This window comes from Chroococcidiopsis sp. CCNUC1 (assembly GCF_023546805.1).
GTDB lineage: Bacteria > Cyanobacteriota > Cyanobacteriia > Cyanobacteriales > Chroococcidiopsidaceae > Chroococcidiopsis > Chroococcidiopsis thermalis.
Genome location: NZ_CP097480.1, coordinates 2,174,697 through 2,196,882, shown reverse-complemented (window position 1 = coordinate 2,196,882; position 22,186 = coordinate 2,174,697). Strand labels below are relative to the sequence as shown.

Genomic DNA, 22,186 nt, shown 5'->3' with positions numbered 1-22,186 from the left:
ACTCTCGACTTCCTCATCAATGGCAGCAGTCACACTAGAAAACGTTTACAAAAGCTTTCCCGCTCGTCCTGGCGATCGCGCTGTAGTCCCAATGACAGCAGATCTACTCGCTCCGGTTGAGGTTACACCTGCAATGGAAGTTCCATCTAAGTCGCAGGTGGAGAAAGTACCAAAGCAAGCAGAAAATGTCGATGTCTTGCGCTCGATTAACCTCACTATTGAGGATGGCGAGTTTATGGTGCTGGTTGGACCTTCAGGCTGCGGGAAAAGTACGCTGTTGCGCTCGATCGCAGGGTTAGAAGAATTAAGTTCAGGCAACATTTGGGTTGGCGATCGTTTGGTCAACCAACTCCCGCCTAAAGCACGAGACATCGCGATGGTGTTTCAAAATTACGCTCTCTATCCCCATATGTCGGTGTATGACAATATTGCTTTTGGACTGCGACGTACCAAAACTGGGGGAGCCGAGGGAGCAGGGGAGACAAGAGTTCCGCTTCAGATCCAAAATTTCTTGGTGGGGATGACCAGTCGATTGCCGAAAGGACTGCGTTACATGACAGCAAGAGAACGGGCGATCGACCAGCGAGTTAGAAGTGTTGCGGCATTGTTACAAATCGAATCGTTTTTGCAGCGCTTGCCAAAACAGCTATCGGGGGGCAAAAGCAAAGGGTAGCTCTCGGTAGAGCGATCGCCCGCAACCCCCAAGTCTTTTTGATGGACGAACCCCTGTCCAATCTAGATGCAAAATTACGAGCAGAAACCCGCGCTCAAATTGTCAAACTGCAACGCCAGTTGGGAACGACAACAATCTACGTCACCCACGATCAAACAGAAGCAATGACAATGGGCGATCGCATTGCTGTGATGCACCAAGGACAAATCGAGCAAGTCGCTCGTCCGCTAGAGCTTTACAATCACCCCGCGACTAAGTTTGTGGCTGAATTCATCGGTTCGCCACCCATGAACTTTCTCTCAGTTCAGTTTCAAGCTTCGGCGATCGTTCATCCCCTATTTCGTCTCAATCTCCCTGAAGTTTGGGCATCTGCTTTACAGAAGTACGATGGACGAGATTTAATTTTGGGCATTCGACCAGAACACCTAAATTTGAGTAGCGCCGCACCTCATAATCTTCCGGTACAAGTCGAGCTAGTGGAAGCTTTGGGTAACGAAACCTACCTCTTTGTCACCACTACGGCTGCGGCTAATGCTACTCCTACTCCGTTACAAGTACGTATTCCACCAGAGCAGACGGTGAACATTGGCGAACAATTATGGCTATCGCTTCACCCAGAAAAAATTCACTTTTTCGATCCAGCAACTAATTTAGCAGTTAATTGGGAGTAGTGAGTGGCTAGTGGCTGGTGGAACCAGTGGCTTGACTTTTTGCTAGTCACTAGCCACTAGCCACTAATCACTGATAACTGACAACTACCTATCTCCTCCTTAAGATAGAGCGCAGCAGAATCTTGATTTTTTACATTAATTTACATATTCTGTTGTAATTCTTAATGAGTCAGGGCTAACTGGAGATAGAAGTATGCAAGATACTACAAAACTTGCCACTACAGTGATGGAAGATCGCAATGCGTGGCGCTGGGGTTTCACCCCTCAAGCAGAACTCTGGAATGGTCGCTTGGCAATGGTAGGCTTTTTCATCGCCTTATTTCTTTACCGATAGTGTGAGGCTAGGCAACCACTCGTTTTTGGTTAGCGAATGTTCTAGCTTTTGTAGAGTGGGCATCTTGCCTGTGTGGAGTGGGCATCTTGCCCGCTCATATACTGTAATTTGAATGTGCGCTAGCTAATTTGAATGTACGCTAGCTGATTTTTTTGATTTTGGTTCGATCTTCTTTGCTTCAGTCCGACTTTTTGCCAGTAAATTTCATTTAAGCTGTTGCATCTCCATCAACTAATTGTTATATTAGTTTACATAACTAAATAAAGAGTTACAGTTTTCTGACTGAAGTACCAATTTAGGAGCATCAATCATGCAAGACACAACTAAAGTTACCACACCAATCATTGACGATCGCAACGCATGGCGTTGGGGCTTCACACCACAAGCTGAAATTTGGAACGGTCGTTTGGCAATGATCGGTTTTCTAGCAGCTGTTGCGATCGAACTGTTCTCAGGTCAAGGTTTCCTTCACTTCTGGGGAATCCTGTAAATCGGTGATATCGACTTTAGAGCAACAAAAAGACTTGGAAACAGGCATTCCCAAGTCTTTTTTTGTGTGAAGATAATCCACAACTATCTTCACACCAATCATGCATTTTTCTCTTCAAAACCAGAAGTTAGTCTAGATACATCTAAAAATCTTTAATTCCGACTTCTGACTTCTGACTTCCGACTTCATCTAATATATTCTTTCAGCACGCTATTACGGTTGGGATGGCGAAGTTTACGTAAAGCTTTTGCTTCGATTTGACGGATTCTTTCGCGAGTCACGTTGAAGATCTGACCTATCTCTTCTAGCGTTTTCATTCGACCGTCATCTAAGCCATAGCGCAAACGCAACACGTCTCTTTCCCGTGGGCTGAGACTATCCAAAACTTTTTCTAAGTCTTCGCGCAATAAATTCTTAGAAACCTGATCTTCTGGCGTTTCTCCATCCGACTCAATAAAATCGCCCAGTCGGGAATCTTCTTCCTTACCGATGGGCGTTTCTAATGAAATTGGTAGCTGGGCTGATTTAGCAATAAACCGCAGCTTTTCGATTGTCATTTCCATGCGGGTAGCAATTTCCTCTTCGGTTGGCTTGCGACCCATTTCTTGCGATAGCAATTTAGTGGTTTTCTTAATGCGAGAAATAGTTTCGTAGAGGTGGACTGGTAGGCGAATAGTACGAGATTGATCGGCAATAGCGCGAGTAATTGCTTGGCGAATCCACCATGTAGCGTAGGTAGAAAACTTATAGCCTTTTTCGTGGTCGAACTTCTCAGCCGCCCGAATCAAACCTAAAGAACCTTCCTGAATCAAGTCTTGGAACGACAGCCCGCGATTCATATATTTTTTAGCGATCGAAACCACTAGGCGCAGGTTTGACTGCACCATCTTGTCCTTAGCCCGTCGTCCGACATGCAAGCGATAGCGAAATGCGGGCAAATTCTGCTTAACTGCTTCCGCCCATTCACTGTCTTGCGGTTCGCGATCTAAGCGATCGGATAGCTTTTCTCGAATTCTCTCTAGCTCTAGTAAATCGGCAATTTTTCGCGCTAATTCAATCTCTTCGTCTGCTCGTAGGAGACGAATTCTACCGATTTCTTGTAAGTAAAGGCGAATCGAGTCTTCGGTATATTGTTTTTTCTTGGTTTGCGCCCGCCGACGGGTTTTTCCACCTTTCCCAGGCTTAGCGTCATCCTCGTCAGGCTGAACTTCTAAAAATCCGTCACTATCATCTACTTCTAAGCTTTGTAACTCTTCTGCTTCTTCTAATGAAAAGTCAAAATCGCGCTCGAAATCAGACTGGCGAGCCATTTGGGGTTCAGACTGTTGAATATTTTCGAGTAGTACGTTGTTAGCCTGGTTCATGCCGCGTTCCTCATGCTCCTTGATTCAACAAACATTTAGTCACTTAAAAATTGCTCTCATTGCATCAGCTAGCGACTGGCTGCAAAGAGATTCTCTGTCGGGAAGATTCATGGGCAGATCCGAACGATATGGTGGTAGGATTCTTGCCTGAAAACATACTTTGAGATTAACCGATTGGTCTAAAATAAGCTCTGCTCAATTTAATAGACATAGCCTTGGATAGATGCACCAATAGCTATTTATCTCTTAGGTAATGAAGACCGTTCCGATTGTAGCCTGTTTCACAAAATTTGGGCAGATTTAGTGTTCTAATTTTGAAGTCAGAAGGTCAAGACAAGTTCAATTGTTTCCCAATTTGTATTTACACCTACGAATTACATCTTAAATTTGTCTTCCGCAATCTGGAGAAAAATCGCGTAGATCTACCCAGGTTGCAGAGTGCAAATTGATGGTGAAGTGTAATGCTTAGTAGTGTAAGACAACAGGAGCAGAGCGTTTTTTACCATTGCGTGTTTTGCGAGGAAAAATAGTCTAGACCACCTATTCAGCCTTGTTTAGTCGTTCATGTGTCCCCTAAGCGCGATTGACAATAGTAGTACCAGTAACTCTGCACTGGTGCGGAGATAGGTTTTGGCATTTTCCAAAACATCAAACTTACCACTTAGTGCAAATGTTCTAATTTTGATTGAGATGCAACTGATTCGATCGTCAATCATAATCACAAGTTAACTGAGGTTGTACGGATATTTCAACCTACGTGTTCTTGACAAACTAATAAACTTTTCTCTGTCATTGTAATTAATACTGAAGGCAGATGACAGCTCCCCTCACGAGAAATTCACTAAATTTGTGTCAAAAAGAGCGATCGCCACTAGTCAAAGAAGAGAAAAAACCTTGATTCGTAAGGGATAGAGATTGTTGCCACAAGGTATCGATCGTGACAAATTCGTAACCCAAGCTTAACAATTGAGGAATTAAGAGAGCAGCAACATCGGCAACATCTGTACCACCACAAGCACCGTCGTGCAGTACGATCAGCGAACCGTTTTGTACCTGCTGCATGACCCGTTGAACGACAACAGCTACCCCAGGACAAACCCAATCTTCAGGAACCACACTCCACATTACGGGTCTGTAGTCCCATTGATGTAACAAATTTAAGGTTTGAGGTGTAAATAAACCATTTGGCGGACGGACATCACGCACGCGAGCAGTAGGCAAGTCACAAGCAGTCGCGATCGCCTCTTGGGTAGCTACCAAGCTGTGTTGCAATTCGGTAGGTGTCAGCATGGGAAAAGAGCGATGGTCGTAGCCGTGATTACCGATCCAATGTCCTCGTTGATAAATTGCTTTGGCAAGCTCGGGAGAGCGTCGAACGCAAGCACCCAGCCAAAAGAAACTAGCAGGGATGGCATAGCGGTCTAAAACTTCTAGTAACTTAGGCGTATGGGAAGGATGGGGACCGTCATCGAAAGTCAAAGCGATCGAGCGGGCGCGATCGTGTCCAGACCACAAGCAACTAGGAAACGACGGCTTGAGAATTCGATACATTAGGGGTAAGAAGGGAGCTAGCTGCATTAATGAGGGAGTAGAGAGTAGGGAGTAGGGAAAGTTAAAAGTCAAAAGTTAAAAGTTAAAATTTCCCGACTCGCTGATAACTGATAACTGATAACTGACAACTGATGAGCAATTCTTGGTATGGACTGATGGTAGTGGGGGGTGCGATCGCGATCGCCCTAAGTGGTTGTTCTAATCTAACAATTGACCAATACGAAGCCACTGCAAAAACAATTTACACTTGGCAAGTCAAATACGCCATCGACCTTAATAACAAATCACCTCGATTTGAAACTTTTGCTTCCACGTCCTTAATCAATCGTAATGGAATTAAACCAATGGGTGCGGTGACTGGTCCCGACGATCGAGGATTGTGGTGGGCGGCTCTACCACCACGCCCTACAGTAGACGAGGTAGAACAAAGAAAGAAATCGGGCGAACGGGCGAGTACTCCAGAGTTAATCAAATCTGTGGAGTATCAGTTTAGTTATCCCCAAGGCGATCGCCAAGTCACTTTACCGACGAATTATCAAGTCTATCGCCAAGTGGTCAAAGCTTACCCCACGCGCACGCCCTTAAAACTGACTTTGGGAGTCACCGATAAATCAGTAGAAAAAGCAGAACCCGTGAATCAGTGACCAGTTATCAGTGACTAGTGACTAGTGGCTGGTGGCTAGCTATTAGCAAATGACCAATGACCAATTAACAAATTATGTTTTTACCACCTGGATTTGAACAGCGTTCTGTGATGACCTCATTAGGCAGAATGGTTTACTATACTGATGCTGGAGAGCCTTGGCTGAAAGATGGAGCTGATAATGCTGAGAAACCAACTTTAGTCTTTTTACATGGTTTTGGTGGCGGATCTTCAGCTTACGAATGGTCGAAGGTTTATCCAGCTTTTGCTGCGGAGTATCGCATTATCGCGCCCGATTTAATTGGCTGGGGGCGATCGGAGCATCCAGCACGGAACTATCGCGTTGAAGATTATTTAACAACGATCGCGGAATTTTTAGAACAGACTTGTCAGGGTGCGGTAACAGTTATTGCTTCCTCTCTGACAGCAGCGATGGTTGTTAGGGTAGCGATCGCTCGTCCAGAATTATTTCAATCTTTAATCTTGACTACACCTGCCGGACTATCTGATTTTGGCGAAAACTATTCCCGTAGTTTCTTTGCTCAAATCGTCAGCGTTCCCATTCTCGATCGCTTGCTCTACAGCACGGGGGTTGCTACGAGTAACGGGATTCGTAGTTTCTTAGAACAGCGGCAGTTTGCCCAACCCAACCGTATTTATGAAGAAATAGTTGCTGCTTACCTCGAATCTGCGACTCAACCAAACGCTGAGTACGCCGCCTTATCTTTTGTCCGTGGCGACTTGTGCTTCGACTTATCTCTCTATATTCCCCAACTGACCGTTCCTACAGCTATCATTTGGGGACAAAAATCTGAATTCACTTCCCCAGAAATCGGACAGCGATTTGCCCAGATCAATCCTCAAGCCATTAAGATTTTTCAAAAATTACCAGAAGTCGGCTTGACACCACAGCTAGAACTTCCAGCCGTGACAATCGGACTGATTCGGCAATTTTTACCTTCCTTAACTAGCTCTGTAGCTGCTGTTGTATAAACTCTTTACGGAGGCAAATTCTTGCGTCTCCACTCTCAATTCCGAATTCCGAATTCCGTAGCTTGCTTCCCCGCAGGGGTATTCCGAATTCTCATTCATCCTTTTTCTGGAAATCTTAGAGCGATGACACCACCAGTAAAATCATAGTTAAAGCCTTCTAGCTGAGCAGGAATGCCAATTTTAAGTTTGCTGTTACCAATAACTGGACCATTTTTGGTTAATTGAGCGTTGCCTTCTAAAGTGACGACCATATCCATAATGTATTGATTTTCGCGTGGATCGGGCAAAACTTTCACGGAGCCATCAGGTTGAGGTACGAGGGTGGTTCTCGGTAGTTGTTTAACAGCTTTCACGCCTACCTGACCGTAAGGCTGATTGCGGATAATGATGTTGGTTTTTCCACCTGGCTTTAGTCCCTGCTCAAATAGCTGTTGCGGATCGCGCACGCTCAAACCCCGCACGATCACGTCAATTTCTACAGGTTTGGTAGTCACGCCAATTTGCGCTCCAGAAGTGCCAGGGAAGAAAAAGATCCCCACCACTACCAAGAAGATGACTAAGGCTGCTCCGATGTCGAGGAGACTGACTTTACCAAATAAACGCCCTTGGGAATCTAAAATTTTCATACTTAAGGGAAGAGACGAGGGAACAAGGGAAACAAGTCAAAAGTCAAAAGTCAAAAGTCAAAATTAACTGGTTGCTGGTCGCTAGTCAATGAAAGGGTAGCACGATTCTACTGCGATGAGAGATATTTTACGATTTGAATAGACAAGAATCGGGGAGACTATATTTCTTCCCCTTATCCCCCTTGTCCCCCTTGTCCCCCTTGTCCCCCTTGTCCCCCTTATCGCCTTTCTCATTCCCCTATATGGCAACCAAAAGCTTTTTTGCCCGTCTATCACTACAGCAAGTTTAAAAATTTTTCAGTCTTTCAAACAACAATTCCCGGCGATGTTCAACCTATTCTTTTCGTTCTCTCGTCGCATCCAGCGTCGCTGGCTTTATCCGCTCATATCACTATCAGTAGTCATCGGCTTACTGATTGGTTCGGCTGGGTTGGCAAAAGCCATTTCCTGGTTCGATCTCATTCAACAGGGAGCGCAAATCATCCAACTGTCTGATGTTTCTGAGGAAGAGGAAGTCGAGTTAGGCAAGCAAATTAACCAACAGATGGTTGGGAAAGAATTCCGCCTCTATCGCAATCCGAGCGTCAATCGTTATGTTGAACGGGTAGGAGAACGGGTAGCGGCTGAAAGCGATCGCCCTAATCTTCCTTACCAGTTTCAAATTGTAGACAATAACAGCGTCAATGCCTTTGCTACGGCTGGGGGTTTTGTCTATGTCACTACTGAATTGCTGCGTACTGCCGATAACGAAGCAGAATTAGCTAGCGTACTAGGTCACGAAATCGGTCACATTACTAATCGTCACTTAATTAAGCAAATGCGTAGCACGGCGATCGCGGGAGGACTGGCAACTGCGGCTGGCTTAAACCGTAACCGAGCTGTGGCGATTGGTGTCGATCTGGCTTTACGCCGTCCTAACAGTCGTAAAGATGAGTACGAAGCAGATACGACAGGGTTAGAAATGTTAGGACAAGCTGGCTACGATCGAGAAGCAATGGTTTCGTTTATGGAGAAATTATTAAAGAAAGGTGGTTCCACACCTGCTGTTTTGAGTACTCATCCAGCCACTCAGAGCCGTATTGCCAGATTAAGAGAAGCGATCGACTCTCAAGCAGCAGATGAGGGCGATGGGTTAGATAGCGCCGCTTACAGAGCTAGAATTCGCCCGCTTTTACGTTAATTTTTATTTGTAGAGACGTTCGGTAGAGTGTCTCTACAATCGCGCTAACACCTGGGCAGGATTAATGCGAATCGCGGCTTCTGACAGAGGCAATGTCCGAACTAGCTTATCGTAGACATCGACTTGATAAACAATCTGATTATTGATATCAACTGCTGTGAGCCAACCGCTTCTGGGATGATAAGCACCAGTATCGATATCCAACCAACCTTGTCCTTGGGCAAGTTCTCCAGGGCGTACTCCTGGTAGGGTAAACGTGATTGTATGACCGACAATAATGAGTTTGTTTTCAAAGAAGGGCTGCTTCATGCTGTGGAATTCCTGCCGCACCCAACAAAATTGCTCGACTGACTGCTCTTCCAAGGGAAGCCTGGGATCGAGTCCAGCATGAGCTAACCAAATATCGCCTAAGTCGAGGTGAGTAGGCAAGGTTTGCAGCCATTCGATATGATCGCGAGGAATAGTGGCTGTTTTGTAACTGCTTAAAGTCTCATATCCGCCGCTATAAAGCCAAGCTTGGCGAATTTGATTGGAAGCGCGTTTAGTTAACACATCTAGCAGCATTTGTTCGTGATTGCCAAGCAAGCAATAGTAAGGACTTTGCTTGACAAAATCAACGACTTGTGCACTTTGCGGTCCGCGATCGATTAAGTCTCCCAAGAAATAAACTTCATCGGCTGCGCCAGGGGCGATCGCCTCAAGCAAAATCATCAGTCCGTCATAGTGACCGTGCACATCACCGATAATAATGCGACGTTGGTGCGCTGCGCTCATAGAAGTTTTGGGTTAACAATAATACCGCTTGTTGATTCCAGCCTATCTGTACTCAAGGAGATATTGGTTAAAGAATGGATGAAGAATGTTTGGAAGATATTAATCTTTCATTTTAATTATGGCTTAAGCCAAAAAAATCAGCTCTAGTGAAATTGAGTAAGTATGAATGTAGCCGATTTAACAGTTGCCAAAATTAACGCTCTAGTCGTCCCAACCACCGAGGAGTGGGTAGAACAAGCAATCGCTAACTTGGATACCATCTTATTGGATCATTCCCAATGCGAACGCAAAGCAGCTGGGGTAGCTCTAAATTTAATATTTCGTTACCCTTCGAGCCAAAAATTAGTCCGATCGCTAACAGCGATCGCTCGGGAAGAACTGGAACACTTCGAGCAGGTGAACCAATGGTTGGAACGGCGAGGAATTCCTCTAGCACCCTTAGCACCACCTCCTTACGGCGCGGGGTTAAAGGCGCAAATTCGTGCCAAAGAGCCAGAACGGATGTTGGATTCTTTGCTCGTCTCTGGTTTGATTGAAGCTCGCAGTCACGAACGGTTAGGACTTTTAGCCACGCATTGCCCAGAACCAGAGCTAGCTAAATTTTATCGCGGTTTGATGGCTTCGGAAGCGAGGCACTTTGGAACTTATTGGGTTTTAGCTGATACTTATTTCGATCGCGCTGCGTTTACCCAAAGGCTAGAAGAATTAGCAGTGGTAGAAAGTCAGTTATTATCAACATTACATCCTCAACCGAGGATTCATAGTTAGTTGGTCATTGGTCATTGGTCACGAGTAAGTAGCGAGTAGTGAGTAGTGTTTTGACTTTCGACTTTTGAATTTTGACTTTCCCATTACCCATTACCAGTTATGCAAGCTATTTACAAAGATTTTCTCATTCGAGATTGGAGCCAAAGCGATCGCAATCTGGTGGCAGCGGTTATTGGTTCTGTGTTGGCAGAATATAGTTTGGATTGGGAACCTCTAGGTGCTGACCGAGATGTGTTGGAGGTCGAAAATTATTATTTAGCCACCGGTGGAGAGTTTTGGGTAGTAGAATCCCAGGGTCAAGTAGTGGGAACGGCTGGTTACTATCCTTTCCATCGTGGCGAGACAGCTGTAGAAATTAGAAAAATGTATCTTCTATCCCAAGCTAGAAAGTTGGGTTTGGGGAGATTTTTATTACAAGAGTTAGAAAAAGCGATCGCAGCGAAGGGATTTCAGCAAATTTGGATTGAAACTGCCAGCGTTCTTGTAGAAGCGATTAAATTATACGAAAGCAGCGGCTATCAACCTGCAACAGGGGTAGAAACAGCACGCTGCGATCGCATTTATGTCAAAAATTTGTAGAGACGTTACACGTAACGTCTCTACAAAAACTAAATCAGCGGTCGATGTTCATTCTGGTCACTGGTCACTGGTCACTGGTCACTGTTAAAAAGCATCCTGCAATTCGTAGAAGTCGGGGGAGACGTAATCTTTACGTAAGGGAAAACCAACCCAATCTTCAGGCATGAGCAGCCGTTTCAAATTTGGATGTCCTTCATAGACGATGCCAAACATATCGTACGATTCTCGTTCTTGCCAGTCTACGGCTTTCCAAATCCAGTAAACCGAAGGTATGCGGGGGTCTTCTCTAGGCAGAAAAACTTTAATCCGCACTTCCTCTGGTCTGTCAGCATTATCGCTCAGCTTGATTAAATGATACATGCTGACTAAATCTTGTCCTGGACCAGAATCGTAGCCGCACTGACACTGGAGATAGTTAAAACCGTAAGCATATAGTGCTGTGGCGATCGGCAAGAGAAAATTGCGATCGACTTTAATAATCTCCACTCCCAAGTGGTCTGGCTCCATAACTTCGTGATCGAAGCCGTTTTCCTTCAACCACTTGGAAGTCTTTCCCGCTTCGACAATTTTTGTTTCTTCGGCAGGTACGGGTTTAGTCTCTTCTTTTGTTTCTTCTTCAGCCACGGTTCACTTCCTCTTTTTTGGCAACAGATTGCAGGGCTGGTGGTATGGGCATACCAATTGCCTCTGTCAGCTCCTTCGGTGGCGCTTGCCGTGTAGCAACCTGTAGATATTTACCATCGCTGATAGGTGGTACAACCTTCATGCTATGGGTCGTGCTGTAGTAGCGGTGAGTTTGCTTGATTGGAGTCCGCTCCTGCATCGACTCGTTCGCAATTTTCTTGCGTAACTTGATGATGGCATCGATGATAGCTTCGGGACGAGGAGGGCAACCAGGTAAGTAAACATCGACGGGAATCAATTTATCGACACCCCGCACGGCGGTTGGCGAATCCACGCTGAACATACCACCAGTGATAGTGCAAGCTCCCATAGCAATGACGTACTTGGGGTTTGGCATTTGTTCGTAGAGCCGCACCAACTGCGGAGCCATCTTCATCGTGATCGTGCCAGCTGTGATGATTAAGTCAGCTTGACGGGGGCTAGAACGGGGGATGAGTCCGAAGCGATCGAAGTCAAATCGCGAGCCAATTAAAGCAGCAAATTCGATAAAGCAGCACGCCGTACCAAACAATAGAGGCCACAAACTAGAGAGTCTAGACCAGTTATAGAGATCGTCAACCGTGGTGAGAATGACGTTTTCAGATAGTTCTTGAGTAACTGAAGGGCGCTCGATTGGGTTAATGATGCGTTCTTTTTGTCCGGCTGGATCGATATTTAAGACCATTCCAAAGCTCCTTTACGCCATGCATATACAAGGGCAACAACTAAGATTGCAATGAAAATGAGGGCTTCAATAAAAGCCAACAGACCGAGGCTGTGGAATGCAACTGCCCAAGGATAGAGAAATACTGTTTCTACATCAAAGACCACGAAGACCAGTGCAAACATATAGTAGCGGATATTGAACTGAATCCAGGCTCCGCCTATGGGTTCCATGCCTGATTCGTATGTCGTCCGGCGTTCTGGGCTGCGTCCGCTCGGTCGGAGGAGCTTAGATGCAGAAAGGGCAAGCGCTGGAACTAAACTACAGATTAAGAGGAAGCCTAGTAAATACTCGTAGCCGCTAAGAACAAACACGATGGATAATTACCGTTGCTAGAGTCAATAATTTTGTTATCTGTCTTTACATATTATATATATTTGGGTTTCACGCACTAGCAAAACCTAACCCTTGGCATCATTCGATTCAGTTCTGCTTCTGATTGAGAAAATCTATGCATGAGTTAGGGATGAGGAGCGAGGAGCGAGGAGTGAGGAAAATTCGGAATTTGTTAAGAGAGAGTGGTGCATGTTAATCAGTCACTGGTCACTGGTCACTGGTCACTGATAACTGCTCCCTTACCCCTTGTAGAAGAAGTCATTTCGCGTCATAATTTTTAACATGATTTTAAGTTTTGCGCCTCTACTTTCTCATTTGCCTTACTATGAGCGAACCAGCTATTGATACCCAAGCGCTAGACCGATATGAATGTCGGGCTTGCGGCTATGTGTACGAACCCGATCGCGGCGATGATAAGCACGATATTGCCCCTGGCATACCATTTGCAGAACTATCTTCTACTTGGCGATGTCCAGTTTGTGGAGCGCGTAAAAACGCATTTGCCAACATTGGTCCAGTGGGACAAGCCTCTGGCTTTAAGGAAAATCTCGGCTACGGGCTTGGCGTAAATCAGCTCACTCCAGGTCAGAAGAACATTTTGATCTTTGGTGCTTTAGCATTAGCCGTCTTGTTTTTTCTCAGCCTATATGGGTTACAGTGAACCTGCTGTCAGGCAAGCTTGGTGCAGACGGCGATCGCCTAACCATATATCTGTATGCTGACAAGTAGATAGGCTTTCATTCGACCTATCGGCATACTGAAATATTCTTACAATACATTCAATTTGTTTAAGTAGAGCACGTAAAATCAGCATGTTTTCACCGTTAAAATTTTGGCAAAAGATTGTTGTCCTCGTAGCAGTCGTCTTGCTGTGCGTCGGCTGTAGTAGCGTTCCCTCTACTAGTTACAATCCTTGGGAGGTAGTTACTTTACCAACGGATGTTAACTTGCAAGATGTTGGCTTTACGGACGATACCCAACATGGCTGGTTAGTGGGGAATAAATCTGCTTTATTTGAAACTAAGGATGGTGGCAAAACCTGGCAGCAGAAGAGTTTGGATTTAGGTGACAAAAACTTTATTCTGTCTTCCGTGAGTTTTTCCGGTCAAGAAGGATGGATTGTTGGCGAACCATCTTTACTGCTACATACAAATGATGGTGGCGAAACTTGGTCGCGGATTCTCTTAAGTGAAAAGCTACCAGGCAACCCAAACACAATCGTGGCGCTGGGGCAACAGTCAGCGGAGATGACTACAGATGTAGGCGCAATTTACCGCACTACTGACGGTGGTAAAAACTGGAAAGCAATGGTACAGGAAGCCGTAGGCGTGCTGCGAAACGTGGCGCGTTCTGAAGATGGTAAGTACATTGCTGTTTCTGCTAAGGGGAATTTCTATTCAACCTGGGAACCAGGTCAAACGGCATGGCAAGGTCATAACCGGAATAGTTCCCGTCGCCTGCAAAATATGGGATTTGGTAAAGACGGGCGTGTATGGATGCTGGCACGAGGCGGTCAGGTGCAATTTACTAAGGCAGATAATACAGAAGAATGGGAAGAAGTACAAAATCCAGAGTTATCTACTAGTTGGGGATTGTTAGATTTGGCTTACCGGACACCTGAAGAAATTTGGGTGACTGGTGGTAGCGGTAATCTACTTTGCAGTCCAGATGGCGGAAAAACTTGGCAAAAAGACCGAGGCGTAGAATCAGTCCCCTCGAATCTTTACAAGATCGTCTTTCTCTCTCCAGAGAAAGGATTTATTATCGGTCAGCGCGGAATTTTGCTGCGTTATCAAGGTCAAGCAGAATCAGCTTAATGAATTTGGGGAGTCGGGAAGAAAGAGACAAGGGAGACAAGAGAGACAAGGGAGACAAGGAAGAAACTCTAGCCACTAGCGCCTAGCTACTGATAGCTGTCTACTGTCAACCAATTATCAAATGTTCGCAGCCATTCTTGACTCCCGACTAATCGCTAACTACTGGTCAAGGTTTCGTATGATAATGAGTAAGAAAGTAATGGTTCTTAATGGAGGAAGGTAAATGTCAGGAACGACAGGCGAGCGTCCGTTTTCGGATATTATTACCAGCGTGCGTTACTGGGTGATTCACAGTATTACGATTCCAGCTTTGTTTATCGCTGGCTGGTTATTTGTTAGTACTGGTCTTGCCTATGATGTATTTGGAACACCCCGACCAAACGAATACTATCCCCAAGAACGGCAAGAGTTGCCAATCGTGAGCGATCGCTTTGAAAGCAGAAAACAGATCGAGGAATTTATAGGAAAGTAGTTTGAAATGAATACCAATCAAGTCAATCAACCAATTCAATATCCAATTTTTACCGTCCGCTGGCTAGCCGTTCACACCTTAGCTGTACCGACAGTATTTTTCTTAGGTGCGATCGCTTCTATGCAGTTTATTCAGCGATAGGAGAAGTTTATGCCATTAGAGAGATCGAAAAACCCTAATAACCAGCCTGTAGAATTAAACCGGACTTCCCTATACTTGGGTTTGCTGCTAATATTCGTGCTGGGCATTTTGTTTTCTAGTTATTTCTTCAACTAACTAGATTCAAGGCTGTTGTCTTTAATTTATCTAACCGTGTAATTTAGGTAGGAGAAAAAGCTGTGTCTGGAAGTGGAAGAATACCCCTTTGGGTTGTAGCAACTATTGCTGGTTTGGGCGTGATTGTTGTTGTTGGAACATTCTTTTACGGTTCTTACACTCATTTAGGTTCCTCGTTGTAAGAACTTTTGCAAAAGTCAAAAGGCAAAAGCCAAAAGTCAAAAATTATGACGTTCCTATTGGAGACTTTTGACAGACCTTGAACGATCGCCCTAATTCTGCAATGCTGTACTAGCTAGCTGAAGTTCTTGGGATCGAGTATATCGTTATCGACAATAATGCTAAAAAAACCGCTTATCCAGTTTAGGTAAGCGGTTTTTAATTAGGGATTAGGAAACAGGGCTGAGTTAACAGAGTTATAGCGTGGAAAGATGAGGACATGAAAGCAGCTTGTCTTCTTTACATGAAAGGTATTTTCCTTCTGCCCTCAGCATAACTGCCTTCTGCCATAGTCCCGAACTCTCTAGATCCCTGAGGGGTCTTCACGCTCGATGTAGAGAAACAACAAAGCCATTGCTACGGAAGGAAATACTAGAACCGTCAGCGGAACTAGGATTGATGGTAAAAACGATGCTGAAAACATATTGCTAGATTCCTTATGAATATAAGACTACAACCAAAAACGAATTTACTGCAATTTGCGATCGCTGCGGCATTTTCTAAAAATTTTTAACAATAGTGAAGTAGGATTAAGCGCCTCTCAGCAAAGTACTAGAGGTCGCGATCGCCACAATTTCCTCATTTCAGTATTTCAGAATACTTTTATTCTGGCATTTTTATTGTATACAGTATACTTAAATAAATTTAATTGGATGGCGCGATCGCATTGGTCAAGCACTTTTATGCAGCCCAGTGGCTGACTCGTCTAAGATCGATCGCGAAGTCACTTTTTAACTATATGGATTTAGAAAGTGCAGCAATTATCACCAGAACGCTTAATTTTAACCATCAATGGCGAAACAGTCCGCCTAAAAGATGTCTCACCTACGATAACGCTGTTAGAGTACTTGCGGCAAAGCGGACGCATCGGGACGAAAGAAGGCTGTGGGGATGGCGACTGTGGAGCATGTACTGTTGCCATTGTAGGTGAAGGCGCGGATGGAAAACCCCACTATCAAGCAGTGAATAGCTGCCTCATACCCTTGGGTGCAGTAGCGGGAAGAGAAATTATTACTGTAGAAGGGGTTGCTAACGGACAGTTACACCCAGTTCAAGCCGCAATGGTAGAAACAGGTGGTTCCCAGTGTGGCTACTGTACCCCTGGCTTTATTATGAGTATGTTCGCTGCCTACTACGATCGCCAAGTAGACGATATGGCAATAGAAGGAAACTTGTGCCGTTGTACGGGATATTTGCCAATTCGCCGTGCTGCCCAACAAGTGATGCAAATGCAGCCGCCAAGCGATTGTTTCAGCCAGAAGGTAGCACAAGCAACAACTGAAGTCAGTCAAATTAGCTACAGTTGTGAAAACCAAAAGTTTTATCGCCCGACGCAACTACAGACAGTTTTAGAATTACTGCAACAGCATCCTGGCGCTAGCTTAGTCGCAGGGGCAACAGACTTAGGACTGGAAATGAGCCATCATAGCAAAAGCTTTCCGGTGCTGATTTCCTTAGAAGCGGTAGCAGAGTTGAAAACGCTGACAAATATACCAGAATTGGTGGAAATTGGGGCAGCAGTACCACTAAGTCATATTGAAGAAAACCTACGCGGTGTCTTTCCAGCAATGGATGAGATGCTGCACTGGTTTGCGGCGCGTCAAATCAGAAATCGAGCCACATTAGGCGGTAATATCGGTACAGCTTCACCAATTGGCGACTTGCCTCCAGTATTACTCGCTTTAGATGCCCAACTGCGTATAGCTGGAATTGGGGGTAAAAGAATTCTTTCCTTGGCAGATTTCTTCAAAGGATATAGAAAAACAGATTTGCAGCCAGGAGAAGTCATCGTCTCCGTTCAAATTCCCAAAAACATTACACCTGGCGCGACTCGCCGCTTGAGTCAATCTTATAAAGTAGGCAAACGCGGCACGGACGATATTAGTATTGTCGCAGCCGCATTTACGATCGATTTAGGCGATCGCGATCGAATCGAACACGCCAGACTCGCATATGGCGGAGTTGCCGCAACACCAGCCAGGGCAGTAGCAGTAGAATCGAAGCTAATTGGCAAACCCTGGAATGCTGAAACAGTAAAACAAGCCAAGCAAGAATTGAAACAAGCCTTCACACCACTTACCGACTTGCGAGGTAGCGCCGAGTATCGCAAGATGCTAGTTGCGAATTTGTTTGAGAAGTTTTTTGTGGAAATGGGTAATGGGTAGTTGGTAGTTGGTAGTTGTTAGTGATTTTGACTTTTAACTTTTAGCTTTTGACTTCCTTATCTTTGCGCCTCTGCGTCTTTGCGCGACCAAAATCACATAACCTTGAGGGGGACGAGATGACAGTAGGGAAAACAAGAAGCCACGAAAGCGCCGCCGGACACGTCAGCGGTAAAGCAATTTATACTGACGACCAACGCTTACCAGCAGGGATGCTTTCCCTCTACCCCGTACTCTCTCCCCACGCAAAAGCGCGAATTACAAAAATCGATCCTGCTGGCGCATATGAAATTGATGGTGTCGTCACAGTCATCACCGCCGCAGACGTACCAGGCGTAAACGATACTGGAACGATTGTCTACGATGAAATCCTGCTTCCCGACAAGGAAATTAGTTACTACGGACAAGCAGTAGTTTGGGTAGCAGGGGAAACCGATGAAGTTGCAAGACTGGGTGCAGAAAAAGTTGTCGTCGAATACGAACCACTAGAACCAATTCTGACGATAAAAGACGCGATCGCAGCAGGTAGCTTTCATCTTAAACCGAGAGTGATTAAACGAGGCGATCCAACAACAGCTTTACAGCAGGTAGATTGCTATGTTGAAGGTGAAATGGCAATGAACGGTCAGGATCATTTCTACCTGGAAACCCATGCGAGTTGGGTCATACCAGACGGAGAAGGTAATTACCAAGTCTATGCTTCTACCCAGCATCCCACAGAAACACAAATTGTCGTTTCCCGCGTGTTGGGAATTAATAAGAATCAAGTTGTCGTCACTTGTATCAGAATGGGTGGCGGATTTGGCGGAAAAGAATCGCAAGCAAATCCTTTTGCAGGTGTAGCCGCGATCGCAGCATGTAAAACAGGTCGTCCGGTGCGGGTAAAATTAAAACGTCACCACGATATGATTTTGACGGGCAAGCGTCACGGCTTTTTAGGACAATATAAAGTCGGTTTTACTAATGATGGCAAAATCGTTGCTTTGGATGTAGATTTATATGCCGATGGTGGCTGGAGTTTGGATTTATCTCCTCCCGTACTTTTGCGGGCAATGTTACATGTAGATAATGCTTATTACATTCCCCATTTAGAAGTCAGAGGACAAATTGCCAAAACTAACAAAGTCTCGAATACAGCATTTCGAGGTTTTGGCGGTCCTCAAGGCATGGTAGTTATTGAAGATATTATGGATCGAGTAGCACGGTATTTGGGTTTACCGCCAGAAGTGGTGCGAGAACGCAACTTTTACCACGGGGAAGGAGAAACGAATACGACTCATTACGACCAAGAAATTTTTGATAACCGCATTACTAAAGTTTGGCAACAGGTAAAAGATAGCTCGAATTTTACCGCACGTAGAGAGGCGATCGCGCAGTACAACCAAGCTAGCACTTACAAAAAACGCGGTTTGGCAATTACTCCGGTTAAATTCGGGATTTCATTTAATAAAACTCAATACAACCAAGCAGGCGCATTAGTCCTCATCTACACCGACGGTAGCATTCAACTGAATCACGGCGGTACGGAAATGGGACAGGGGTTGCATACCAAAATGTTGCAAGTCGCCGCCCAAACGCTAGGGGTAAAGATCGAACGCCTGCGGATCATGCCTACGAGTACGGAAAAAGTACCGAATACCTCTGCAACTGCTGCTTCTAGCGGTGCAGACTTAAACGGACAAGCGGTGAAAGATGCTTGCGAAACGCTGAAATCTCGGCTGGCTGTGGTGGCGGCTGGGTTATTAAAGTTGGATACACCCGAAGAGATGGTATTTGCTGACGATTGGATTTACTGTCGCACTTACCCTTCAGCGCGAATTCATTTTGAAGAGGTGACGAAACAGGCGTATGGCGATCGCATTAGTCTTGCTGCTACAGGGTATTATCGCACTCCTAATATTTATTGGGATGATGCGACGGGTAAAGGCAGACCGTTTTACTATTATGCTTACGGGGCGGCGGTGAGTGAAGTTGAGGTAGACGGCTTTACAGGTAACTTTAAGTTACGACAAGTTGACATCGTGCATGATGTGGGAGAATCTTTAAATCCCTTAGTCGATCGCGGGCAAATTGAAGGTGGTTTCGTACAAGGGATGGGTTGGCTGACGATGGAAGAGTTGGTGTGGGATGAGAAAGGACGCATTCGCACTTATGCCCCTAGTACGTATAAAATTCCTACAATTGGGGAAATACCGGAAAGTTTCAATTTACATTTGTTAGAACGGGCGGCTCAAGATGGGGTAATTTATGGTAGTAAAGCTGTCGGCGAACCCCCGTTGATGTTGGCGCTTTCGGTACGGGAGGCTATTCGGGCAGCAGTGGCGGCGTTTGGGGATACAGATTACGTTCCTTTAGCTTCTCCTGCAACTCCTGAAGCTATTTTATGGGCAGTTGAATACGTCCGCGATCGCGCTACTGAAGCTGTGGAAGCAGTGGGGGAACCGCAGCCTGTTTCGGGTTAGGATCGAATTATAATAGACTCTTTGGGGGGTTGGGAGTCTCCAAGATATACGATTCAATTTCGAGTCTTAGCCCCCTTTTTAAGGGGTTGGGGGATCTCCAAGATCTTCGATTTTGCAGATTGAAATGTGTTGAAATGAACCCAGTTGAAGATTGGTTTTTATAGTATATCTATTAACCAATAACTTTTTGACTACGGCAGAAAGATCCCCCAACCCCCCTTAAAAAGGGGGGCTATAGAAATCTCCCTTAATAAGGAAGGCTATAGAAGATTGTCTTTAACATATTATTTTGATTTTTGGCTTTTAACTTTTGACTTTCAATTATGGTGTTACTCAACGATTTAACTCAACGCCTGCAAGCTGACGATCCAGAAGAGAAACGGATTGTTACTGGAGTGAGTTGGCAGCATTACGAAGCCTTAGTTGCCGATTTAGGCGATAATTCTGGCTATCGGGTTGCTTATTTGGATGGAGTTTTAGAAATTGTGTCGCCAAGTCGCCGTCATGAAAAGGGAAAAACTCGTATTGGTGGATTATTAGAACTTTTCTTTTTAGAAACAGATACAGAGTACTTTCCTACAGGTTCTACGACTTTTCGCAAGGAAGAAAGCCAAGCAGGGGCAGAACCAGATGAAAGCTATTGTATTGGCACTGAAAAAGATTTTTCCGATTTAGCTATTGAAGTAGTAGTAACTGGCGGTGGAATTAATAAATTAGAACTCTATCAGCGATTGAATGTACGAGAAGTTTGGTTTTGGCAAAATGAGAATTTCTCTCTTTATCATTTGCGTGAAGAAACGCCTTCTCAGTTTCAGCAAACTTTTGGCTATGAGAGAATAGATCGAAGCGAAATATTACCGAGTTTAGATATTAATTTACTGGCTGAATGCCTCACTAACTCCAACCCCTTAGCAGCTGCAAAAGATTTTCGCCAAAGACTGCGATCGCAATTTAGTAAAAATTCAATTTAATTTAATTATGAGGGCATTACTCATTCTATACTTAAATCTCACTATAAATACCTATTATTTTGACTTTTAACTCTTGCCTTTTGACTATTGACTGGCGCGATCGCACCAGTTAACCATACAAGATGCAGTTTTCCTCGCTGCACCTTAAACTGAGTATAGGTATGTCAGCAATTCTGCCCCAAAAGATTATTTACTCAGCATGGTTTCTACTTCCTTAAATCCTCTCACAGTCGATCGTTCTCGCATTCGCCCAGATATCCAAGCGTTGCAAGCGCAATTGGTAGAATGGCGGCGGCGGCTGCATCAACGTCCAGAACTAGGGTTTAAGGAACTTATTACATCTGAATTTATTACCCAAAAGCTACAAGAATGGGGCATCGAACACCAAACAGGAATTGCCAAAACAGGAATCGTAACCACAATCAAAGGCAAAAAATCTGTAGGGACGCACAGCTGTGCGCCCGTTCTAGCCATTCGCGCCGATATGGATGCGTTACCCATCCAAGAACAAAATGACGTGCCTTATAAGTCGCAGCATGATGGTGTAATGCACGCTTGCGGACACGACGGACATACCGCGATCGCACTAGGGACAGCATACTATCTATCTCAGCACCAAGAAGATTTTGCAGGTACTGTAAAAATTATCTTTCAACCAGCAGAAGAAGGACCAGGCGGCGCAAAACCCATGATTGAAGCGGGAGTGTTAAAAAATCCCGATGTGGATGCAATTATCGGTTTGCATTTGTGGAATAACTTACCTTTGGGTACGGTTGGAGTGCGTAGCGGCGCGTTAATGGCTGCGGTAGAACTATTCGACCTCAAAATTAAGGGGAAAGGCGGACATGGTGCAATGCCGCATCAAACAGTAGATGCAATTCTCGTCGCCAGTCAAGTTGTGAATGCTTTACAAACAATTGTGGCGCGAAATGTCGATCCAATTGATTCTGCTGTCGTCACAGTAGGAGAATTTCATGCTGGTTCTGCCCATAACGTCATTGCAGATTCAGCCCATCTGGGCGGTACAGTCCGCTATTTTAATCCGAAATATGACGGCTATTTCGGTCAACGATTTGAACAAATTGTTGCAGGTGTTTGTCAGAGTCAAGGTGCGAGTTACGAGTTAGAATACTGGCAATTGTACCCACCTGTAATTAATAATGCAGAAATAGCAGATCTGGTGCGATCGCAAGCTGAAAAAGTTGTAGAAACGCCCATTGGTATCGTGCCGGAATGTCAAACAATGGGTGGTGAAGATATGTCATTTTTCTTACAAGAAGTCCCAGGATGCTACTTCTTTTTAGGCTCTGCTAATCTCAGCAAAAACTTAGCTTATCCTCACCATCATCCTCGATTTGATTTTGATGAAACTGCTTTGGGTATGGGAGTAGAAATTTTTGTACGTTGCGTGGAAAAGTTTTGCAGTTGAAAGCTGTCT

28 protein-coding genes and 1 pseudogene are annotated in these 22,186 nt (G+C 44.9%); 19 read left to right on the top strand and 10 right to left on the bottom strand.

Going from position 1 to position 22,186, the window contains the following annotated elements; all coding sequences use genetic code 11:
• Positions 1-19 precede the first annotated feature (19 nt).
• The 3 genes and pseudogenes from M5J74_RS33390 to M5J74_RS10290 all read left to right on the top strand — a co-directional run bounded on the left by M5J74_RS33390 (position 20) and on the right by M5J74_RS10290 (position 2,168).
• Positions 20-1,344: pseudogene (locus tag M5J74_RS33390) on the top strand (ABC transporter ATP-binding protein).
• Between the two features lie 193 nt (positions 1,345-1,537).
• Positions 1,538-1,678 carry a chlorophyll a/b-binding protein gene (locus tag M5J74_RS10295; protein WP_015154023.1) on the top strand — a complete coding sequence of 47 codons (141 nt, stop codon included), beginning with the start codon at positions 1,538-1,540 and terminating at the stop codon, positions 1,676-1,678.
• A 310-nt stretch (positions 1,679-1,988) separates the two neighbouring features.
• Positions 1,989-2,168 (top strand): chlorophyll a/b-binding protein, encoded by a 180-nt coding sequence (locus M5J74_RS10290; protein WP_015154022.1) that lies wholly within the window; start codon positions 1,989-1,991, stop codon positions 2,166-2,168.
• Positions 2,169-2,353: 185 nt separating this feature from the next.
• Here the strand turns inward: M5J74_RS10290 and rpoD are convergent, their stop codons facing one another.
• Complete coding sequence (rpoD, locus tag M5J74_RS10285; RefSeq protein WP_015154021.1) at positions 2,354-3,532, bottom strand: RNA polymerase sigma factor RpoD; 1,179 nt, start codon at positions 3,530-3,532, stop codon at positions 2,354-2,356.
• On the opposite strand from rpoD, the gene M5J74_RS10280 reads away from it, so the two are divergent.
• Positions 3,531-3,683 carry a hypothetical protein gene (locus M5J74_RS10280; protein WP_158266008.1) on the top strand — a complete coding sequence of 51 codons (153 nt, stop codon included), beginning with the start codon at positions 3,531-3,533 and terminating at the stop codon, positions 3,681-3,683. The two genes, rpoD and M5J74_RS10280, sit on opposite strands and share 2 nt — an antisense overlap.
• A 701-nt stretch (positions 3,684-4,384) precedes the next feature.
• Here the strand turns inward: M5J74_RS10280 and M5J74_RS10275 are convergent.
• The gene (locus M5J74_RS10275; protein ID WP_015154020.1) at positions 4,385-5,110 is read right to left on the bottom strand and encodes a polysaccharide deacetylase family protein; all 726 of its coding nucleotides are present in this window, start codon (positions 5,108-5,110) and stop codon (positions 4,385-4,387) included.
• A 104-nt stretch (positions 5,111-5,214) separates the two neighbouring features.
• On the opposite strand from M5J74_RS10275, the gene M5J74_RS10270 reads away from it, so the two are divergent.
• Positions 5,215-5,727 (top strand): hypothetical protein, encoded by a 513-nt coding sequence (locus tag M5J74_RS10270; RefSeq protein ID WP_106168633.1) that lies wholly within the window; start codon positions 5,215-5,217, stop codon positions 5,725-5,727.
• A gap of 74 nt (positions 5,728-5,801) precedes the next feature.
• Positions 5,802-6,719 (top strand): alpha/beta fold hydrolase, encoded by a 918-nt coding sequence (locus tag M5J74_RS10265; RefSeq protein ID WP_106168632.1) that lies wholly within the window; start codon positions 5,802-5,804, stop codon positions 6,717-6,719.
• A 95-nt stretch (positions 6,720-6,814) separates the two neighbouring features.
• Here M5J74_RS10265 and M5J74_RS10260 read toward each other — a convergent pair whose 3' ends face one another.
• Together M5J74_RS10260 and M5J74_RS10255 are read right to left on the bottom strand one after the other, a co-directional pair.
• Positions 6,815-7,345, bottom strand: coding sequence for a DUF4330 domain-containing protein (locus M5J74_RS10260; protein WP_015154017.1), 531 nt, complete (start codon positions 7,343-7,345; stop codon positions 6,815-6,817).
• Between the two features lie 81 nt (positions 7,346-7,426).
• Entirely contained in the window at positions 7,427-7,579 is a 153-nt protein-coding gene (locus tag M5J74_RS10255) for a hypothetical protein (protein WP_181824302.1), read from the bottom strand.
• A gap of 91 nt (positions 7,580-7,670) precedes the next feature.
• On the opposite strand from M5J74_RS10255, the gene M5J74_RS10250 reads away from it, so the two are divergent.
• The gene (locus tag M5J74_RS10250; protein ID WP_015154016.1) at positions 7,671-8,525 is read left to right on the top strand and encodes a M48 family metallopeptidase; all 855 of its coding nucleotides are present in this window, start codon (positions 7,671-7,673) and stop codon (positions 8,523-8,525) included.
• A 33-nt stretch (positions 8,526-8,558) separates the two neighbouring features.
• On the opposite strand, the gene M5J74_RS10245 is transcribed toward M5J74_RS10250, so the two are convergent.
• The gene (locus M5J74_RS10245) at positions 8,559-9,299 is read right to left on the bottom strand and encodes a metallophosphoesterase family protein (RefSeq protein ID WP_015154015.1); all 741 of its coding nucleotides are present in this window, start codon (positions 9,297-9,299) and stop codon (positions 8,559-8,561) included.
• Between the two features lie 162 nt (positions 9,300-9,461).
• Here M5J74_RS10245 and M5J74_RS10240 point away from each other — a divergent pair, with 162 nt between their 5' ends.
• A complete protein-coding gene (locus M5J74_RS10240) occupies positions 9,462-10,067 on the top strand; it encodes a tRNA-(ms[2]io[6]A)-hydroxylase (protein WP_106169439.1) in 606 nt (201 codons plus the stop codon).
• A gap of 99 nt (positions 10,068-10,166) precedes the next feature.
• On the top strand, positions 10,167-10,646 hold the full coding sequence (locus M5J74_RS10235; RefSeq protein ID WP_015154013.1) for a GNAT family N-acetyltransferase: 480 nt from the start codon (positions 10,167-10,169) through the stop codon (positions 10,644-10,646).
• Positions 10,647-10,730: 84 nt separating this feature from the next.
• On the opposite strand, the gene M5J74_RS10230 is transcribed toward M5J74_RS10235, so the two are convergent.
• The 3 genes from M5J74_RS10230 to ndhC are packed head-to-tail and all read right to left on the bottom strand — an operon-like array spanning position 10,731 to position 12,347.
• Positions 10,731-11,270 (bottom strand): NAD(P)H-quinone oxidoreductase subunit J, encoded by a 540-nt coding sequence (locus M5J74_RS10230; protein WP_015154012.1) that lies wholly within the window; start codon positions 11,268-11,270, stop codon positions 10,731-10,733.
• Entirely contained in the window at positions 11,263-11,994 is a 732-nt protein-coding gene (gene ndhK, locus M5J74_RS10225) for a photosynthetic/respiratory NAD(P)H-quinone oxidoreductase subunit K (protein WP_015154011.1), read from the bottom strand. The genes M5J74_RS10230 and ndhK overlap by 8 nt, the downstream gene beginning before the upstream one ends.
• On the bottom strand, positions 11,985-12,347 hold the full coding sequence (gene ndhC / locus M5J74_RS10220) for a photosynthetic/respiratory NAD(P)H-quinone oxidoreductase subunit C (RefSeq protein ID WP_015154010.1): 363 nt from the start codon (positions 12,345-12,347) through the stop codon (positions 11,985-11,987). The genes ndhK and ndhC overlap by 10 nt, the downstream gene beginning before the upstream one ends.
• Positions 12,348-12,694: 347 nt before the next feature.
• On the opposite strand from ndhC, the gene M5J74_RS10215 reads away from it, so the two are divergent.
• Positions 12,695-13,030, top strand: a complete 336-nt coding sequence (locus M5J74_RS10215; RefSeq protein WP_015154009.1) for a rubredoxin — start codon at positions 12,695-12,697, stop codon at positions 13,028-13,030.
• Here M5J74_RS10215 and M5J74_RS10210 read toward each other — a convergent pair.
• Positions 13,022-13,183: a hypothetical protein gene (locus tag M5J74_RS10210; protein WP_158266018.1), complete on the bottom strand. Its 162-nt coding sequence runs from the start codon at positions 13,181-13,183 to the stop codon at positions 13,022-13,024. The two genes, M5J74_RS10215 and M5J74_RS10210, sit on opposite strands and share 9 nt — an antisense overlap.
• Between M5J74_RS10210 and M5J74_RS10205 the strand changes: the two genes are divergently transcribed.
• From M5J74_RS10205 to M5J74_RS10185, 5 genes are all read left to right on the top strand, one after another.
• On the top strand, positions 13,182-14,186 hold the full coding sequence (locus M5J74_RS10205; protein ID WP_015154008.1) for a photosynthesis system II assembly factor Ycf48: 1,005 nt from the start codon (positions 13,182-13,184) through the stop codon (positions 14,184-14,186). The two genes, M5J74_RS10210 and M5J74_RS10205, sit on opposite strands and share 2 nt — an antisense overlap.
• A gap of 223 nt (positions 14,187-14,409) precedes the next feature.
• Positions 14,410-14,658 carry a cytochrome b559 subunit alpha gene (gene psbE / locus M5J74_RS10200; RefSeq protein ID WP_015154007.1) on the top strand — a complete coding sequence of 83 codons (249 nt, stop codon included), beginning with the start codon at positions 14,410-14,412 and terminating at the stop codon, positions 14,656-14,658.
• A gap of 6 nt (positions 14,659-14,664) precedes the next feature.
• Positions 14,665-14,799 carry a cytochrome b559 subunit beta gene (gene psbF, locus M5J74_RS10195; RefSeq protein WP_015154006.1) on the top strand — a complete coding sequence of 45 codons (135 nt, stop codon included), beginning with the start codon at positions 14,665-14,667 and terminating at the stop codon, positions 14,797-14,799.
• A gap of 9 nt (positions 14,800-14,808) precedes the next feature.
• Positions 14,809-14,934, top strand: coding sequence for a photosystem II reaction center protein L (locus M5J74_RS10190; RefSeq protein WP_015154005.1), 126 nt, complete (start codon positions 14,809-14,811; stop codon positions 14,932-14,934).
• Positions 14,935-14,996: 62 nt separating this feature from the next.
• Positions 14,997-15,116 (top strand): photosystem II reaction center protein J, encoded by a 120-nt coding sequence (locus M5J74_RS10185; protein WP_015154004.1) that lies wholly within the window; start codon positions 14,997-14,999, stop codon positions 15,114-15,116.
• Positions 15,117-15,457: 341 nt separating this feature from the next.
• Here M5J74_RS10185 and psaI read toward each other — a convergent pair whose 3' ends face one another.
• A complete protein-coding gene (gene psaI, locus M5J74_RS10180) occupies positions 15,458-15,577 on the bottom strand; it encodes a photosystem I reaction center subunit VIII (RefSeq protein ID WP_015154003.1) in 120 nt (39 codons plus the stop codon).
• A gap of 328 nt (positions 15,578-15,905) precedes the next feature.
• On the opposite strand from psaI, the gene xdhA reads away from it, so the two are divergent.
• From xdhA to M5J74_RS10160, 4 genes are all read left to right on the top strand, one after another.
• The gene (gene xdhA, locus M5J74_RS10175) at positions 15,906-17,318 is read left to right on the top strand and encodes a xanthine dehydrogenase small subunit (RefSeq protein ID WP_106166610.1); all 1,413 of its coding nucleotides are present in this window, start codon (positions 15,906-15,908) and stop codon (positions 17,316-17,318) included.
• Between the two features lie 116 nt (positions 17,319-17,434).
• A complete protein-coding gene (gene xdhB, locus M5J74_RS10170; RefSeq protein WP_106218432.1) occupies positions 17,435-19,777 on the top strand; it encodes a xanthine dehydrogenase molybdopterin binding subunit in 2,343 nt (780 codons plus the stop codon).
• Between the two features lie 323 nt (positions 19,778-20,100).
• Positions 20,101-20,748 carry a Uma2 family endonuclease gene (locus M5J74_RS10165; protein ID WP_250016524.1) on the top strand — a complete coding sequence of 216 codons (648 nt, stop codon included), beginning with the start codon at positions 20,101-20,103 and terminating at the stop codon, positions 20,746-20,748.
• A 199-nt stretch (positions 20,749-20,947) separates the two neighbouring features.
• Positions 20,948-22,177 (top strand): M20 family metallopeptidase, encoded by a 1,230-nt coding sequence (locus M5J74_RS10160; protein WP_250016522.1) that lies wholly within the window; start codon positions 20,948-20,950, stop codon positions 22,175-22,177.
• The last annotated feature ends 9 nt before the right edge of the window (positions 22,178-22,186 follow it).